Below are 17,380 nucleotides of genomic sequence, written 5' to 3' on the forward strand. Positions count from 1 at the left end.
CACCTTTTACTTGTTATTTGTCTGAGTTTCTACAGATCGACAGGCTCCGGCGCGTTGCCGCCGTCATTCATAATCCTGACTTCATCAATGTCAATGCGGATCGCCTGCATGTCATCTTCGCCTTTAAGTTTTTCATAAAGCTCTCCTGCTTTGGCCATGACTTCATCGATATCAGGGGTGACGTCTTCGGGCAGGCTCGCCTTGCCCTCTATTTCCACATAACGCTCACCAAGTCCTTCGCGTTCTTCGTAGCCGAGCAGGATATGGGTGTTCGGGTTCTTTTCGAGATCTTCCACTTTGTACGTCCCTTTTCTAGTATAGGTGTAAAGCGTGAGTCCGTCGTTATAGAAGTACATATAACGGCTCATCGGCTTATTATCCCTTACGGTCGCCATCGTGCCGATATTATTATCATCGAGTATCTTTTGGAGTTCTTTTGTGAAGTCTTCTCTGTTCATTGGATATTCCTCCTGTAAAGTCAATATGCTTTCCAAATACCCTCTGTAGAAATGCTTAATCATGAGAAGAGGGGGTCAGTCTGTATAGGAGGAATGCATCGACATGAACTCCTGCCTCAGCCGGCTGTACCATTTTACGACGAAGGGCTTTTCATTGTCCTTGTGCATGCTTGCGTACATCGGGTGCTTTATGTTCAGGTGCTTCAGGCTGTGCACAGTGAAATTCGGATAATTGTAGGTCAGCTGCCTGGCTTCATCACTCGTGACGATTGCAACGTATCCGTGGTCGATGAGGAGATGCTGGATGATTGAAAGGTCTTTGTAGTTGTGTATCCTGCTGTTTCTGAACAGGCGCTCCATCTCTATGACGGGATCGAAAGCCGCAAGGGGCAGCCCTTCCAGTTCACTGGATGAAGCCTGCACGGGAAGGTTGAGCCCGCCCTTCTGCCGGAATACATAATAATAGTTCTGCTCGAAGAGCAACGTGCTCCGGAGCTCTCCGTCATTGAATTTCTGCGGTGATATGACAAGGTCGAGGGATTCATCCAGCAGCTTTTCCCCGAGTGTTTCCTCTGATTCGGAATGGATGGTGAACTCGATCGCCCCGTCCTGCTTTATGAAGTGGTTGAATGACTGGAGCACTTTGCCCGTCATGTCCGACCGGGTGATGTGGATGTTGAATGTATGTTCCTTCCTGTCTGTTGCATCGATGAGTCTTTCCTTGGATTTTGCGATGGAATCGAGTATTTGCACCGCATCTTCATAAAATGATCTGCCGCCCTCTGTAAGTTTGATATTCCTGCCTTCCCTTCTGAACAATGCAATCCCCAGATCGCTCTCCAAAAGGCCGATCTGCCTGGAAAGGGCGGACTGGGCGACATTGAGTACCATGGCAGCTTCCGTCATATGCTCCTGTCTTGCGGTTTCCACGAAATATTTCAGCTGTTTTATCTCCATCCGCTCACAACCAATCTAATTATGATATCGATATTATATCATTGATATATTGATTATATCGAATCATGTATGGATAATATAGACTTACATAAATATTCTGAAAAAAAGAGGTGACTCAAAATGAGTTTATATCAATCGATCACACAAAAAGGTCTGTATAACTCTAAAAACGAACACGACGCATGTGGCATCGGTTTCTATGCAAATATGGATAACAGGCGCTCCCACAATATCGTCCAGAAATCCCTCGAAATGCTGGAGAGACTGGATCACCGCGGCGGCATCGGTTCTGACGGAGTGACAGGGGACGGCGCCGGCATCATGACCGAGATTCCCCATGATCTTTTAAAAGAAGTGTACCCGGAACTTCCCCGGTTCGGTGAATATTCAGTGGGTATGTATCTGATTGATGCAGACGCCTCTATTGAGTCATTCAAGGAAGTCGTGCAAAACACGGTGGATGAAGAAGGGCATGGACTGATCGCATTCAGGGAAGTCCCGGTCAATGTTGACGCGATTGCCTCCCATGTCCAGCAGACGATGCCGCAGTTCATCCAGGTGATTACGGACACGAGCGGTGCGCTCGACCTTTATTATATGAGGAAGATGATTGAACAGAATCTGGAATCAGCGGATGTGGGACATTATGTGGCATCTTTCTCCAGTGAAACCATCGTGTACAAAGGGTGGTTGCGTGCCGGCCAGATCAGGATGTTCTATGTGGATCTTAAGGATGAGCGTTACGTGTCGAAGTTCGGCTCGGTCCATTCAAGGTTTAGCACGAACACTTTTCCGAGCTGGGCCAGGGCGCATCCGAACAGGCTGCTGATGCACAACGGTGAAATCAACACGATCAAAGGGAATGCCAACTGGATGAAGGCGCGTACGAAGCAGTGGCTCACTGACACTTTCGGCGAGAAAGGCAGGAAAATAGAAAGTATCATCGACATGGACGGCAGTGACTCTGCGATGGTCGACAATGTGCTGGAATTCATGAGCCTTGTGATGACGCCGGAGCAGGCGGCGATGATCATGATTCCGGAACCGTGGAAGTACCAGTCCTACGACAATCCTGTCGTCAAGGATTTCTACGAGTTCTACAGCTATCTGATGGAACCGTGGGACGGTCCGACGATGATCAGTTTCTGCGACAACCATAAACTGGGGGCGCTGACAGACAGGAACGGTCTCAGGCCGGGACGCTACTATGTCACGAATGATAATGAAATCATCTATTCGTCTGAAGTCGGCGTAGTCGATGTTGAAGAGAATGATGTCATGTACAAAGGCCAGCTGAGTCCGGGCAAACTGCTGCTTGTCGATTTTGATGCTTCAAGGATCATCGAAAATGATGAATTGAAACACCGCATCGCAACGGACAGACCCTACAGTGAATGGATGGATCAGAAACGCAGCGGGTCTGTGGATCTGCCCCCCTTGAAGCGCAGACAGATCGAGCCAGAGACACTGCATAATGTACTTGTGCGCTTCGGTTATACGAAAGAGGACATTAAAAAGTACATGCAGCCGCTGACCAGTGCAGTGAAGGATCCGATCGGCGCGATGGGCTTTGACCAGCCGCTTGCTTTCCTGTCGGAACGTCCGAAACTGCTTTTCGACTATTTCAAGCAGCATTTCGCACAGGTGACGAATCCGCCGCTTGATTCCTACAGGGAAAAGATCGTGACGAGTGAAATCACCTATCTCGGCGGCGAAGGGCACCTGGTTGCGCCGGATATTTCCGCGCTGGACAGGGTGCAGATAGAACGTCCGGTCATTGATCACCGTACACTCGACCGTGAGGATGTACTGAAGCTCGGTGTTGCCGAAATCGACATCACGTATACAGGAACGCTTGAGGAGGCAGTCCGTCAGACCGCCGCTGAAGCGGTGGAAAAAGCAAAAACGCATGGCGTGCTGGTTCTCACGGATGAAAGGATACTTTCAGATGATGGTGTGTATGTCATGCCGTCCCTCCTCATAACGAGTGCAGTGCATCAGGCGCTGATCGGAGAGGAACTGAGGACAAGGACCAGCATCGTCATGAAGACTGCCGAGGTGAGGGAAGTGCACCATGTGGCTGCGCTGATCGGCTTTGGTGCGAATGCAGTCCTCCCATACATTGCACAGGAGACGATGGCGGGTGTATCCGGCGGGGATGATACAGCTGTCACCGACTACAATAAGGCCCTCACCGAAGGGTTGATCAAAGTGATGGCGAAAATGGGCATTTCTACAGTCCAGAGCTATCATGGTGCGCAGGTATTTGAAGCGGTCGGTCTCGGAAGATCGGTCATGGAGAAATACTTCGGTGGCGCAACGTCCAAAATCGGCGGGCTGTCCATCGGGGATATTGACATGAGGAATAAAAAGATGCAGGACGTGAGGCTCGAGTATCTTGAAGCGGGCAGCAAGTTCCAGTGGAGGCAGCAGGGCGACCATCATGTAATCAATCCGGAGTCCATACGCCTGCTGCAGAAGGCATGCCGTACAAATGACGGGGAGTCATACAGGGAGTACAGGGACTATATGCACGACAGCCACCATTCGAGCATCAGGCATCTACTCAAGTTTAAAGAGGGAAAATCGATTCCCATCAGCCAGGTGGAGCCGAAAGAGGAGATCGTCAAACGTTTCAAGACGGGGGCGATGAGCTACGGCTCACTTTCCCAGGAAGCACATGAAACGCTCGCCGAGGCGATGAATATGATCGGGGGCAAAAGCAACAGTGGTGAAGGCGGGGAGAATCCCGAACGTTTTGAAGCGGATGAAGATGGCAGAAATCTGAACAGCGCCATCAAACAGGTGGCATCCGGCCGTTTCGGAGTGAACAGCCAGTACCTGAACAGTGCCAAAGAGATACAGATCAAAGTTGCCCAGGGGGCAAAACCGGGCGAGGGCGGCCAGCTGCCCGGCCAGAAAGTGTATCCGTGGGTGGCGGAGATCCGGAACTCCACACCGGGAGTCGGGCTGATCTCACCGCCGCCGCACCATGATATTTACTCTATCGAAGATCTGGCACAGCTCATACATGACCTGAAGAACGCCAACAAGGACGCGGATATTTCAGTGAAACTGGTGGCAAAAGATGGTGTCGGTACGATTGCTGCAGGGGTGGCGAAGGCATATGCCGATAAGATCGTCATCAGCGGTTTCGACGGCGGTACGGGGGCATCACCGATCACGAGCATACAGCATGCCGGCCTGCCGTGGGAACTCGGCCTCACAGAAGCGCATCAGACGCTTCAACTTAACGGATTGAGGTCCCGTGTGAGCCTCGAAACGGATGGCAAGCTGATGACCGGTCGCGATGTCGCGGTGGCGTGTGCACTTGGCGCGGAAGAATTCGCATTCGCCACAGCACCGCTCGTCGTCCTCGGCTGCATCATGATGCGTGTGTGCCATAAGGACACATGTCCTGTCGGCATAGCGACGCAGAATGGCGACCTCAGAAAGCTGTTTACCGGAAAAGCGGAGCATGTCGTCAACTTCATGCACTTCATTGCTGAAGACATCAGGGAGATCCTCGCGGAACTCGGCCTGAAATCCATGGATGAACTTGTCGGTGCTGTTGAACATCTTGAGGTCGATACGGCCAAGACCGCGCAGCACCAGATGAGTGAGCTTGATCTCGCACCGCTGCTCATGCAGATCGAAGGGGACAGAAGGAAGACGAAGGGGCAGGAGCATCCGTTCGAATGGTCGCTCGATGATCTGACAATGCTGCCGGATTTCAAAGAACAGGTGGAAACGGGAGAAAGCCACGATGCGGCCTATCATGTGAGGAACAGGCACAGGAACATCGGTACGAGACTGGGAAGCCTCATCACCAATACGCACGGCATGGATACGCTCGGTCATGATCATTATAAGGTGAACACGTTCGGACACGGCGGTCAGAGTTACGGCGCCTTCATACCCAAGGGACTCACACTGCACCATACCGGGGATCTGAACGACTACGTCGGCAAGGGGATTTCCGGCGGGCGCATCATAGTACAGGCGCCGAATGTGAACCGCAGCCATGAAATCATCGCAGGCAATGTATGCCTGTACGGTGCCATAAGCGGCCAGGCTTTCATCAACGGCATGGCCGGAGAGCGCTTCTGTGTAAGGAACAGCGGTGCGGAAGTTGTCGTCGAGGGGATAGGAGACCACGGTCTTGAATATATGACCGGCGGGCGCGCTGTAATACTCGGGGAGATTGGTAAAAACTTTGCTGCGGGGATGAGCGGCGGCATTGCATATATCATCAATGAGAAATCCATTGCGGAAAACAAAGTGAATATGAACGGTGAAATGATTGAACTGGGACATGTCACAGATGCTGAGGAAAAAGAGAAGGTGAAGCATCTGCTGTATGGCCACAATTACTTCACCGGCAGTGATAAGGCACGGACGGCGCTCGCACGTATTGAGAGCGGTGAATTGGAGATCATCAAGGTGATTCCGGCAGAATACAGAAAGATGCAGCAGAAGATCCGTTTCGGACTGAGTGCGGAACAATCCAGAAAAGAGGCGGAACTGAATGCATTCAACAATGAAATGCAAGTAGCGGATGATGAACTTGAAAAGATGAATATCCATTAGAAAGGAGCACTGCCGCATGGGAGAATTCAAAGGGTTTTTAAAATATGACAGAAAGAAACAGGGCGAGGCGGACCTCAAGGAAAGGATCGGCAATTATGATGCTTTCCAGCACCGTTTCTGCAATGATGAGGCCAGTGAGCAGGGTGCACGCTGCATGGACTGCGGCACCCCGTTCTGCCAGACGGGCACCGGTGTCGGCAAAGAGACGATTGGCTGTCCGATCGGCAACTATATCCCTGAATGGAATGACCTCGTCCATCAGGGAGATTTCAGGGAAGCCTACCAGCGCCTGGCGGAGACGAATAACTTCCCTGAGTTTACAGGCAGTGTCTGCCCTGCACCGTGTGAATCTTCATGTGTCCTCGCCATCAACAGCGAACCGGTGGCAATCAAGGGGATAGAACGCACCATCATAGATGAGGCCTACGAACAGGACTGGGTGAAGCCGAGAAAACCGAAGCACCGTCTGGGCACCCGCATCGCCATCATCGGCAGCGGGCCGGCGGGTCTTACGGCCGCCGATGAAATGAATTCGTGGGGCCATGATGTGGATGTCTACGAGCGTGATGCGAAACCCGGCGGTCTGCTGAGGTACGGCATCCCGAACATGAAGCTGGATAAGGAAGTGGTGGAACGACGCATAAGCATCATGCAGGAAGCGGGCATCAGGTTCATCTGTGACGTGAATGTCGGTTCCGATGTCACTTACGACACTCTCGACACAGAATATGACGCCGTGATTGTCGCAGTGGGCGCCAGGAAACAGAGAGATCTGAAACTTGAGGGGCGCCAGAGCCGTGATATCCAGTTTGCTATGGATTACCTGACCGAGCAGACGAAATACCAGTTCGGTGAGATTGATGAGCCCGGGGTCACCGCCCAAGGGAAGCATGTCGTAGTCATCGGCGGCGGAGACACAGGAGCGGACTGCGTTGCCATGGCACTGCGTGAAGACTGCAAGTCCGTTTTCCAGTTCAATAAATACGACCGTCTGCCCGATGAAGTGAACGGCAATCCATTCTGGCCGCTCGAAAAGCAGACGTTCAAACTGGACTACGCGCATGCGGAGTACCAGGAGAAATTCGGCATCGAACCGCGTGCCTATGGTGTACAGACCATGGGGTATGATGTGGATATGATCGGTGATCTGAAAGGGGTCAATACCCAGGTGCTCGGTCAGGAATCACTGTCCGGGATGACACTTGAGGATCGGGAAAGGTATTTCAAGGCGGACCTCATCCTCCTTTCCATCGGCTTCGAAGGTGTGGAGAGTGAATTGCCGAAAGCCTTCAACCTTCATATGGAGCGAAACAAGATTGCTGCAGACGAAGAGAACTATAAGACGAACAGAAGGAAAGTATTCGCTGCAGGGGACGCAAGGCGCGGACAGAGTCTGGTCGTATGGGCCATCAAGGAAGGCCGCGGCGTTGCCAAAGCGGCCCATAAGTTCGCCGTGCAGAACAAGATGTTCCATAAGACAAGCTAAGGTTCAGAGGAACAGGATGCCCGGCGGGCATCCTGTTTTTGGGTTCTGGATGTGCTGTAAAGGGTAATGTTAAAGGAGACGGCATCTGGGAAGTGACATGAATCCGGATTATAACAGGTGATGAACATGAAGTTTAAAGGCAGGTTCAAGTCCCGGACGATGCACGCAGCAATAATTGCCGGCATCATCCTTTTTGCAATTTTTGCCCCGGATACCATTCTCCGTGATTTCAATCCGGAACAGCAGAGAACCGTTTCGCTCCTGCTGCTCGCTATTTATCTGTGGACCTTTTCGAAAATGCCGACCGGTGCGGCGAGCATACTGATACTTGCGGTGATAATAATCCTGAACCTGACAGACTCGGTGGAAGATGCCATGGCCGGGTTTCTTTCCTCTGCGCTCTATTTCATACTGATCCTTTCCATATTGAGCCAGGTGCTCATCAGGACGGATGCAGATAAAGTGATCTCTTCAAAAATACTGAGGTTTAAAAACATCACACCCCGTAAAATCGCACTGACTCTGCCGGTCTTCATGTCTTTGCTGCCGGTACTGATGCCTTCTGCATTCGCAAGGCTGAAAACAGTGCTGCCTTTTGTTGGCAGTATGAATGAGGCATTCGGTTTCCCGGAGGACAGTGTGTTCAAAAAATATGCTGTGTATGTCACAGGATTCGTCAATCAGAACAGCACGATGATCGTGTACACCGGCGGCGGCTATCCCGTACTTGCGGCCCAGCTGTTGAAAGATTATGAAATTGCCGACCTGGGATGGCTTGACTGGTTTTTGATCATCGCGCCGCCACTGTGGTGTGCACTCATCGTTGCAAGCATGTTTTCATGGATCTATCTGAAACTGTCCTATTCATCAGAAAGTGCGGAGGATTTCACCATGGAAAAAGATCCGCCCGGCACGGATTATCATGAATATAAGCCGACGAAGCGCTTCTGGTTCGTAATTCTGACATTCAGTCTGATGATACTGACCTGGATATTTACGGATCCGGAGAAAGTGCCGACGCTTCTGCCGCCGATGATCCTCCTAGTGCTGTATGCATTGCCGAAGATAGAGCTGATCACCAACGAGGATATACGTGCGTTCAACTGGGAAAACTTCCTGCTCATCGGTGCATCGCTGTCCATCGGCGTAATACTGGATCAGAATGGTACCGCGCGTGTGATTGCAGAGCAGCTGATCGTCCTGGTGCCGGAGAATGCCGGTACAGTCATCAATATCATTATAGTCGCAGTGATGATGTTTTTATTCCGCATGATTTTCATCGTGCCGACTTCAGCTGTCATCGTGATATTCCCTGTCATGATTTCATACGCGGATATGACCGGTGTACCGGCCCTCACCCTTGCCTTCATCGTCATCATGATAATCGGCGGTACGAATATACTGCCGATCCATTCCCCGACATTGTATTTCGCATTCAAAGAAGGTGTCCTGAGCAGAAAGAATCATTATGTGATGGCAGTGTTCTCAAGTCTTACATTCCTGGTCATGTCGATACTTGCGGCGCTCCTGTACTGGAATCTGTGGAGTTGAGTTGCATACCTCTCTAAAATTCATGGGAGTTATAAAGTGCAGTATGATATGATTCTCATATGGTTTGAAATGCTATTATATTAGTTTAAGGAATGGTTGAATGGCAAAGGAAAGGCTTTGGACAAAAGATTTCATCATCATATTCATATTTAATTTCTTCATCATGCTGGCGATGTTCCTGCTGATGGTGACGATCAGCGGTTATGCCGTGGATGAATTCGGCATATCCACGAGCACCGCCGGTCTGGTGGCCGGAATCTTCATCGTGGGATCATTGATCGGCAGGATACTGACCGGCCATCAGCTCAGTCTGATCGGAGCGAGAAAGATCATGTACATCGGAACGGTCATGTTCGTCATTACATACGGCCTCTATTTTATCGCCGACAACCTGACGCTCCTGCTCATAGTGAGATTCTTCAACGGACTATCAAACGGTGTGGCGACGACGGCTGTCGGGACACTTGCGGCACTCGCCCTGCCTCAGAGCAGAAGAGGGGAGGGCATCAGCTATTTCAGTCTGAGCTTCGTCATTGCCACAGCGCTCGGGCCGTTCATGGCCTTCTACCTGCTGCAGTTCATCGAATATCAGATGCTGTTTCTGATCGTTTTCGTCCTTGTACTGACCGCCAGTGTATTTACACTCTTCGTGCGTACGGATAATACGACAGTCAATCTTGAAAAAGAACCGAAGCCGAAGTTCGAATGGATTGATAAAAAGGCGATGCCGGTTGGGATTGTCGTGCTGCTCATCTGCATGGCCTATTCAACGGTCCTGTCATTCATTGCATTGTTTGCAGAAGAACAGAGTCTTGTCGCCGCTTCCTCCTACTTCTTCCTGGTATACGCAATCGTCATCCTGATCACACGCCCGATCACCGGAAGGATCATGGACCAGAGAGGTGCCAATGTAGTGATGTATCCATCGCTGATTGTACTCGCCATCGGCTACCTCGTACTCGGACAGACAGGATCCGGCTTCATGCTGCTTTTGGCAGGTGTACTGATCGGTTTCGGCTACGGAAACTTCCAGTCAATTTCCCAGGCACTCTGCATAAAAATTGCAGATGCCAAAAACGTGGGGCTCGCCACATCCACTTATTTCATCGCCCTCGACTTCGGTCTCGGTGTCGGTTCCTATATACTCGGCGTACTCGTACCGACACTCGGCTACAGCGGCCTCTACAGTTCAATGGTCGTGCTTGTCGCACTCGGGATTCTGGTCTACTACATTGTCTACGGCAGGTACGAATCCAGAAAACAGAGAATATGAAAAAGCTCCCAGAAACTGGGAGCTTTTTTGTTACCAGCCGATTTCCTCAAGTGGGAGGAAGGCCGGGATGAGGGAGCCATCGTGCTCTTCTTCTATGAATTGTTTCGTATCCTCTTCCTGGAAGAGTTCAGCCACTCTCTGCAGTGTCTCATCATCAGTATCCTCACTTCTTGAAGCTATGATATTGACGTAATCAGTGGCCGTTTCATCTTCATGGTAGATGGAGTCTTCAACCGGATTGTATCCTGCGTCCCTTGCGATACCGTTGTTTATCACTCCGGCGTCCACATCACCGAGTGCCCTCGGAATCTGTGCTGGCGCTGTCTCGACGAGTTCAATGTTTCTAGGATTTTCAACAACAGAGTCGGAAATTGACCCCAGTCCGTCATAGTTGTCAACAAGAGTGATGAGCCCTGCATCCTCAAGCAGCATCAGGGCACGACCCTGGTTGGATACATCATTCGGCAGTGCAATCTTTCCGCCGTCGGGAATTTCTTCAGGAGCTGCAAGCGAATCCGAGTAGAGTCCCATCGGTGCAAGGTATGTAGTCGCAATCGGCGCGAGGTCCAGGTCGCGCTCTTCGATGAATTCATCGAAGTAGGCGACGGTCTGGAAGGAGTTGATATCAAGCTCCCCGTCAGCGAGTGCAGTATTCGGCTGAACGTAATCGTTGAATGAAATGATTTCGATGTTGATGCCTTCCTCCGCCGCTTTTTCAGCAACAAAATCCCATGTCGAAGTGTCCGTTCCGCTGATTCCGACTTTGACCGTCTCCTCGTTGCCGCCTCCACAGGCGGCAAGAACAGCTGACAATACAATAATGAATGTGAGTAGAATTGATTTTTTCATGATATATCTTCTCCTTTTTTATCTTCTTCCGACAGTGCGTGACAGGAAGTTTCCGAGGGACTGCAGTCCCTGCACCATGACGATGAGGATGATGACCGTGATTGCCATGGTGACCGTGTCAAAGCGCTGGTAGCCGTATGTGATGGCGAGGTCACCGACACCACCGCCTCCGACCGTTCCCGCCATGGCAGAGGCGCCGATCAGCCCGATTGTTGCAATGGTGAAATTGACGACAAGGGAGCTTAAAGCTTCCGGCAATAAAAATCTCAGGATTGTCTGGAAAGGGGTTGCACCCATCGCATCGGCGGCTTCAAGGACACCGTCATCGACTTCTAGCAGAGAGCTTTCGACAAGCCTTGCTATGTAGGGGCCTGCATAGACGATCATCGGTACGATTGCTGCTGCTGTACCGATCGAAGTGCCGACGACGAGTCTTGTGAACGGAATGATTGCAACGAGCAGGATGATGAACGGGATGGACCTGAAAACGTTGATGACGATGTTGAGGACACTGAACACCGCCCTGTTTTCAAGAATCTGCCCCGCCCGCGTCACAAAAAGTGCGATACCGAGCGGCAGACCGAGCAGTATGGAAAAAATGAATGACACTGTGACCATCTGTACGGTTTCAATGACTGCGGTTAAAATCTGATCCTGGTTAACCAGCATATGCATTCACCTCACTGTAGACGATTTTGTTATCTCCGAGGTAGGACAGGGCACCTGAAATCTCCTGTCCGGCCCCCTGGAATGTCACAATCAGATTGCCGAAAGGCACACCCTGGAGTTCAGTGATGTTGCCGAACAGGACGTTGACCTCCACATCGAATTTCTTTGAAATCTGCGACAGGAAAGGGCGTGCCGCAGTATGATCGACGAAATTGATACGGTAGACATTGTCATCAGCGGCAATCATATCGGTTACATATTTCGGGATTTCAGTGTGCATTACCGTATTGACGAAATTCCGTCCCGTTTCAGTCTGCGGAGTGGAGAAAATTTCAAAGACAGTGCCTTCCTCGATCACATTGCCATCCTCCATTACGGCAACCCTGTTGCATATCTCCCGGACGACTGACATTTCATGGGTGATCAGCAGGATGGTAATATTGTACTCCTCGTTGATTTTTTGGAGCAGTTTTAAAATTGAGTCGGTCGTCTGTGGATCGAGAGCAGAAGTCGCCTCATCACACAGCAGTATGGAAGGGCGGGTCGCCAGCGCACGGGCGATGCCGATTCTCTGTTTCTGCCCGCCCGAAAGCTGGTCAGGATACATTTTTTCCTTGTCGGCCAGACCGACAAAATCGAGAAGCTCCGTCACCCTTTCCCGGATTTTCGCTTTTGGGGCATTTTCCAGTATCAGAGGCATCGCAACATTGGCATATACAGTCTTTGAATTCAGCAGATTGAAGTGCTGGAAAACCATGCCGATCTTCTTTTTGATATTCCTGATTTCTTTTGTGGAAATCCGGGTGAGATCCGAGCCGTCGACAATCACGTTGCCGTCCGTGGGCTGTTCCAGATAGTTGACACATCGGATCAGGGTACTTTTGCCTGCACCGCTGAAGCCGACCACCCCGTAGATTTCACCCTTATCCACCTTCAGGTTTATATCCTTCAAAGCATGGACTGTGCCATGCTTCCCTTCGAAAGTCTTTTCCAGTCCCTTGAATTCGATCATATAAAACGCTCCTTAAACCATTCCGTTTTTCAGCCGCATAAAAAAAGTCCCTCTCTTTATAAGAAGAGAAGGACTTATATTTATATATTTATAAAAAGTTTCTTCTCATCTTCCAGGCACAATGCCTGCTGGATTTGGCACATCACTCACGCGAGTTGTTGCCGAAGCATCACAGGGCCAGTCCCTCCGCTTCTCTTGATAAGAAATAATATGCAGTTGTCTGTTTAATGATTTAGAGAAAGTTTAACATGGAACCAATTATAAAGCAATAAGATTTTTCAAAAAAATGATAAATTAGAATATTTTCTACAAATAAAAACCCGCCCCTGAAAGGGAGCAGGTCATGAATAAGCTATTCTATTACGCTTCCTGAAGACTATTATCAGGTTCGCACCATTCTTCAGCCCATTTCTGGAGTTCTTTCATGAACGGTTCGATGGCTTTCCCTTTTTCAGTCAGTTTGTACTCTATTCTCACCGGTGTTTCCGGATAAACTTCGCGCTCTACAATACCTTCCGCTTCCAGCGACTTCAGACGCTCGGACAGGACGCGGCCACTCACACCCATGGAGGATTCGAGGTTGCAGAAACGTTTAGGCCCGTCAATCAATTGAAAGATAATCAGACCCGTCCATCTCTGACCGATGACACCCATGGCATTTTCAAATTTTGGACAGATTGAAGTATCCATTTAATCACTCCTTGCAGAACATTATAACCCTACATATAGTATTTTTACAAATGAATATGGTTCGGAAAGAAAAAACTTTCGCTCTTAAATATATTGAAATTTCTGTTTTTATGTTGTAATGTGGTCTTGTTGTCATACAAGTGAAAGCGCATTCATATAGTGGGAGGGAAGAGTAATGAGGAAAAATATCATCATGTTCCTGTCGTTGATGCTGGTGTCTTTGTCATTGGCCGGATGTAACTTCGAGAAAAAGGAGATATACAATATTGCAACGGCATCAACAGGCGGCACCTATTATCCTATCGGTGTAGGGATGGGGCAGCTATGGACCGAGCACTACAGAGATCAGAATATCAAGTTCAATGGCCAGTCTTCAGCAGGTTCTGTTGAGAATATCAATCTGATGAAAAATGGAGAGGCCGATATGGCCATACTACAGAATCTTATTTCCACACAGGCCTCTGAAGGAAGCGGAATCTATGAAGGGGAAGGTTACGGAGAACTGAGAGCGATTGGAATGATCTGGCCAAATGTTGAACATTTTGTAATGATGGATTCGGAAATAGAATCAGGAGACATTTCCGATATTGAAGGGAATTCATTTTCAGTCGGGCCGCAGGCGAGTGGGACAGAGCAATCTACCCTCACGATGATGGAAGGCATGGGGATGGATAAGAGTAATATCAGTCCTGAATACCTCGGTTATGATGATACAATTTCATCGATGAGGGACGGGCGTCTGGATGGCGGTTCACTGCCGGCAGGCACACCTGTTTCAGCCATAACAGATATGTATGCAAGCGGGCTTTCGGCAGATATCCTTGAAGTTACTGATGAACAGCTGGAAGAAATTAATGGAGTTGTCGATGCCTGGTACAGGTATACGATTGAAGCCGGAACATACCCGAAACAGGAGGAAGATATCGAAACCATCGCCCAGCCGAACGTCCTTGTAGCAACGACGGAGATGGATGAAGAGATGGTGTACAACCTGACAAAAATATTATTTGAGAACAGGGACTTCATGATCGGTGTACATAATTCCGCGAGGGAGATGCAGGTCGAAACTGCACTTGATGGGTTGAACACCCCACTTCATGCAGGCGCATATCGATATTTCAAGGAACAGGGGATAGAAATCGACGAACGGCTGGTTCCTGAAGAAGTGCAGGAAGGGGATGGAGAAAATGAGTGAAAACAACCAACAGTATGCCGCTGCTGAAGAGGCTGAGATGGATATGACTCAAAGAAGGCTTGAAGGATGGCCGGCCAAAGCGGCGGCTGTAATAGGAATCATTTTATCCATTTTTGTATTATTGACATCCAGTTATCTGAACATGCAGGGTTTCTACCGTAATACCATTTTCATAGGGCTGATAATGGTACTTGGATTTTTCATCTATCCGTTCAATAAAAAGAAACCGGGGCAGAAATTTTCATATTTGGATATCGGGATGGTTGTCCTGTCAGTCATCTCAGTCGGTTATATTACATTGAATTATACCAACCTGCACGTTGACCGTATGTCGCAGGCAAACACTATCGATTATATTTTCGCAGTGCTATGCATACTTGTGTTATTCGAAATAACAAGACGGGCGATTGGATGGTTCATACCGATACTGAGTGTTCTTGCTATGGTCTATGCGATTTATGGTGCATATTTCCCGATTGATTTTGCGCACTCTGGGTTCAGTCTGGAACGCTTGCTGTACAGGGTGTACATGACTTCGAACGGGATTTTTGGGAGCACACTCTCCATTGCATCCACTTACATTGTGCTCTTCATACTTTTTGGTGCTTTCCTGAGCGCAAGTGGAGCAAGCAGGCTCTTCAATGATCTCGCACTTGCAATTGCGGGACAAAGGCGCGGCGGCCCTGCACAGGTTGCAGTAATCACGAGTGCTCTGACAGGTACGCTGAACGGGAGTGCAGTGGCAAACGTGGCAACCACTGGCGCATTCACCATTCCTTTGATGAAAAGCATCGGCCTTAAAAGAAGATTTGCAGCAGGTGTGGAAGCGGCGGCATCAACCGGGGGAATGATCATGCCGCCGATAATGGGGGCTGCAGCCTTCATCATGGCGGGCTTCCTGGGTGTGCCTTATACGACCATTGTGATCGCAGGTATTGTACCGGCTCTCCTATACTATATTGCGCTCATTTTTGCAGTGGATACAGAAGCAAAAAAACAGGGGCTTAAAGGTCTGAGCAGGGACAACATACCTGAAGTTAAGAAAGTGCTTATGGAAAGAGGCGCTTTGCTGCTGCCTATATTAGTGGTGTTTGCAGTGCTTCTTGCAGGGAAAACGGCAATATTTGCAGGTTTTGCCGGTATCATTACTTCCATCATTACCTCCTATCTTACCAAGGACAGGAGTAACCGCATCACCATATCAAGATTCTTCGGGGCATTATCAGACGGGGCGAGGGGTTCCATACAGGTGGCTATTGCCTGTGCTGTAGTCGGCATCATCATTGCAGTCGTCTCCATGAGCGGTGTCGGTTCCATGCTCGCCTATAATGTCATCGATATTGCAGGCGGCAACATCTTCCTGGTACTTGTCATGGTTATGGCGACCTGTATCATCCTGAGCTTTGGCCTTCCATCTACGGCCCTGTATATTGTAGTTGCTGTCACAGCAGCACCGGCACTCGTGGAAGCGGGAATCTCGCCGCTTGCGGCGCATTTCTTTGTATTCTACTTCGGTGCCATGTCCAACGTAACACCACCGGTCGCCCTTGCTGCTTATACCGGAGCGGGGATAGCAAACTCCAATCCGATGCAGACTTCATGGACGGCCTTGAGGCTCGCGCTGCCGGGGTTCATCATCCCGTTCATTATCGCCTACGATCCCATCCTGCTGTTGGATACAACTGAGGGGCCGGTCAATTACTGGAGATTCGCAATAGTAGTCGCTACAGCACTCGTCGGTGTATATGCCCTTGCTGTAGGCATGGGCAACTTTGTAAGGACGAGGATGAATATGGTTGAAAGAATACTGTTTGTTGCAGTGGCGTTCCTGTTGATTACGACAGATCCGATGCTTGACCTGGTGGGCATCGTATTGTTCATTGGTGTGATGACCGTTCATTATGTAAAAAGTAAGAGAGTAGTGGAGGCGCAAAATTAAATGAAGCCGATAAGAAAAGAGAAATTATCCGAACTCATCTATGAAAATATAGTCGAGTTGATCAAGGGCGGTGAATACGAAATAGACAGCAAACTGCCTTCAGAAAATGAATTGGCAGCATATTACAAAGTCAGCCGGGCTCCTGTAAGAGAGGCAATCAGCAAACTCATTTCCATGGGATACGTGGAATCCAGCCAGGGTAGAGGGACGTATGTCAAAAATATATCGATAGCCGATGAGATGAAGGAATATACCTATGGTGACTTTGATAAAAAGGAGTTATTCGATCTTTTGGAAATGCGTACCACATTGGAGGTGCAGTCAGCAAGACTGGCAGCAAAAAGGCGCACCGAAGGAGATTTGAGGAAAATAGAAGCCGCTCTGGATGAATTTAAAAAAATCACTCAGAACCAGCGGATCATAGGAATGAAAGCAGATTATGATTTTCATGAGGCAATCGTCATATCAACCAAAAATGATTTTATGATCCAGACATTCAGCAATCTGCAGAGTGTTCACCGTGATGCATTGGAATTCTCATTAAAACTGAACATAGGTAAACCGAGAAAGCGGGAAATGGTCTACGGTGAGCATGCCGGGGTGTTTGAAGCGATCAAGGATGGTGATGCTGAAATGGCATCTCGAAGGATGGAGGAACACCTTTTCAATATGAGAAGGAAACTTGGTGATGACAGAATATAGCGGGAGGCA

13 protein-coding genes and 1 riboswitch are annotated in these 17,380 nt (G+C 49.3%); of the genes, 7 read left to right on the forward strand and 6 right to left on the reverse strand.

Features of this window, described 5'->3' with window-relative positions:
* Positions 1-29: 29 nt before the first annotated feature.
* The gene (locus WN59_RS05405) at positions 30-458 is read right to left on the reverse strand and encodes a pyridoxamine 5'-phosphate oxidase family protein (RefSeq protein ID WP_046513801.1); all 429 of its coding nucleotides are present in this window, start codon (positions 456-458) and stop codon (positions 30-32) included.
* A gap of 75 nt (positions 459-533) precedes the next feature.
* Positions 534-1,415, reverse strand: coding sequence for a LysR family transcriptional regulator (locus WN59_RS05410; protein ID WP_046513804.1), 882 nt, complete (start codon positions 1,413-1,415; stop codon positions 534-536).
* A gap of 120 nt (positions 1,416-1,535) precedes the next feature.
* Between WN59_RS05410 and gltB the strand changes: the two genes are divergently transcribed.
* The 4 genes from gltB (at position 1,536) to WN59_RS05430 (ending at position 10,315) form a co-directional block, all read left to right on the forward strand.
* Positions 1,536-6,005 (forward strand): glutamate synthase large subunit, encoded by a 4,470-nt coding sequence (gene gltB, locus WN59_RS05415; RefSeq protein ID WP_046513806.1) that lies wholly within the window; start codon positions 1,536-1,538, stop codon positions 6,003-6,005.
* A 16-nt stretch (positions 6,006-6,021) separates the two neighbouring features.
* Positions 6,022-7,491, forward strand: a complete 1,470-nt coding sequence (locus WN59_RS05420; RefSeq protein WP_046513809.1) for a glutamate synthase subunit beta — start codon at positions 6,022-6,024, stop codon at positions 7,489-7,491.
* Between the two features lie 126 nt (positions 7,492-7,617).
* Entirely contained in the window at positions 7,618-9,042 is a 1,425-nt protein-coding gene (locus WN59_RS05425; RefSeq protein ID WP_046513812.1) for an SLC13 family permease, read from the forward strand.
* A gap of 100 nt (positions 9,043-9,142) precedes the next feature.
* On the forward strand, positions 9,143-10,315 hold the full coding sequence (locus WN59_RS05430) for an MFS transporter (protein ID WP_046513815.1): 1,173 nt from the start codon (positions 9,143-9,145) through the stop codon (positions 10,313-10,315).
* A gap of 30 nt (positions 10,316-10,345) precedes the next feature.
* On the opposite strand, the gene WN59_RS05435 is transcribed toward WN59_RS05430, so the two are convergent.
* The 4 genes from WN59_RS05435 to WN59_RS05450 all read right to left on the reverse strand — a co-directional run bounded on the left by WN59_RS05435 (position 10,346) and on the right by WN59_RS05450 (position 13,535).
* Complete coding sequence (locus WN59_RS05435) at positions 10,346-11,164, reverse strand: MetQ/NlpA family ABC transporter substrate-binding protein (RefSeq protein WP_046513818.1); 819 nt, start codon at positions 11,162-11,164, stop codon at positions 10,346-10,348.
* 18 nt (positions 11,165-11,182) lie between these two features.
* A complete protein-coding gene (locus tag WN59_RS05440; protein WP_046513823.1) occupies positions 11,183-11,833 on the reverse strand; it encodes a methionine ABC transporter permease in 651 nt (216 codons plus the stop codon).
* Positions 11,823-12,845, reverse strand: coding sequence for a methionine ABC transporter ATP-binding protein (locus tag WN59_RS05445; RefSeq protein ID WP_046513826.1), 1,023 nt, complete (start codon positions 12,843-12,845; stop codon positions 11,823-11,825). Before WN59_RS05445 ends, WN59_RS05440 begins: the two co-directional genes overlap by 11 nt.
* A 102-nt stretch (positions 12,846-12,947) precedes the next feature.
* Positions 12,948-13,050: riboswitch (SAM riboswitch) on the reverse strand.
* A gap of 155 nt (positions 13,051-13,205) precedes the next feature.
* Positions 13,206-13,535 carry a winged helix-turn-helix transcriptional regulator gene (locus tag WN59_RS05450; RefSeq protein WP_046513829.1) on the reverse strand — a complete coding sequence of 110 codons (330 nt, stop codon included), beginning with the start codon at positions 13,533-13,535 and terminating at the stop codon, positions 13,206-13,208.
* 175 nt (positions 13,536-13,710) lie between these two features.
* Here WN59_RS05450 and WN59_RS05455 point away from each other — a divergent pair, with 175 nt between their 5' ends.
* Genes WN59_RS05455 through WN59_RS05465 form a run of 3 tightly spaced genes read left to right on the forward strand, consistent with a single transcriptional unit; the run spans position 13,711 to position 17,371 of the window.
* A complete protein-coding gene (locus WN59_RS05455; RefSeq protein WP_046513832.1) occupies positions 13,711-14,730 on the forward strand; it encodes a TAXI family TRAP transporter solute-binding subunit in 1,020 nt (339 codons plus the stop codon).
* Positions 14,723-16,669: a TRAP transporter permease gene (locus WN59_RS05460; protein WP_052747285.1), complete on the forward strand. Its 1,947-nt coding sequence runs from the start codon at positions 14,723-14,725 to the stop codon at positions 16,667-16,669. Before WN59_RS05455 ends, WN59_RS05460 begins: the two co-directional genes overlap by 8 nt.
* Entirely contained in the window at positions 16,670-17,371 is a 702-nt protein-coding gene (locus WN59_RS05465) for a FadR/GntR family transcriptional regulator (RefSeq protein WP_046513835.1), read from the forward strand.
* Positions 17,372-17,380 lie beyond the last annotated feature (9 nt).

It is taken from the genome of Salinicoccus sediminis (genome assembly GCF_000986795.1).
Taxonomy (GTDB): Bacteria; Bacillota; Bacilli; order Staphylococcales; family Salinicoccaceae; genus Salinicoccus; species Salinicoccus sediminis.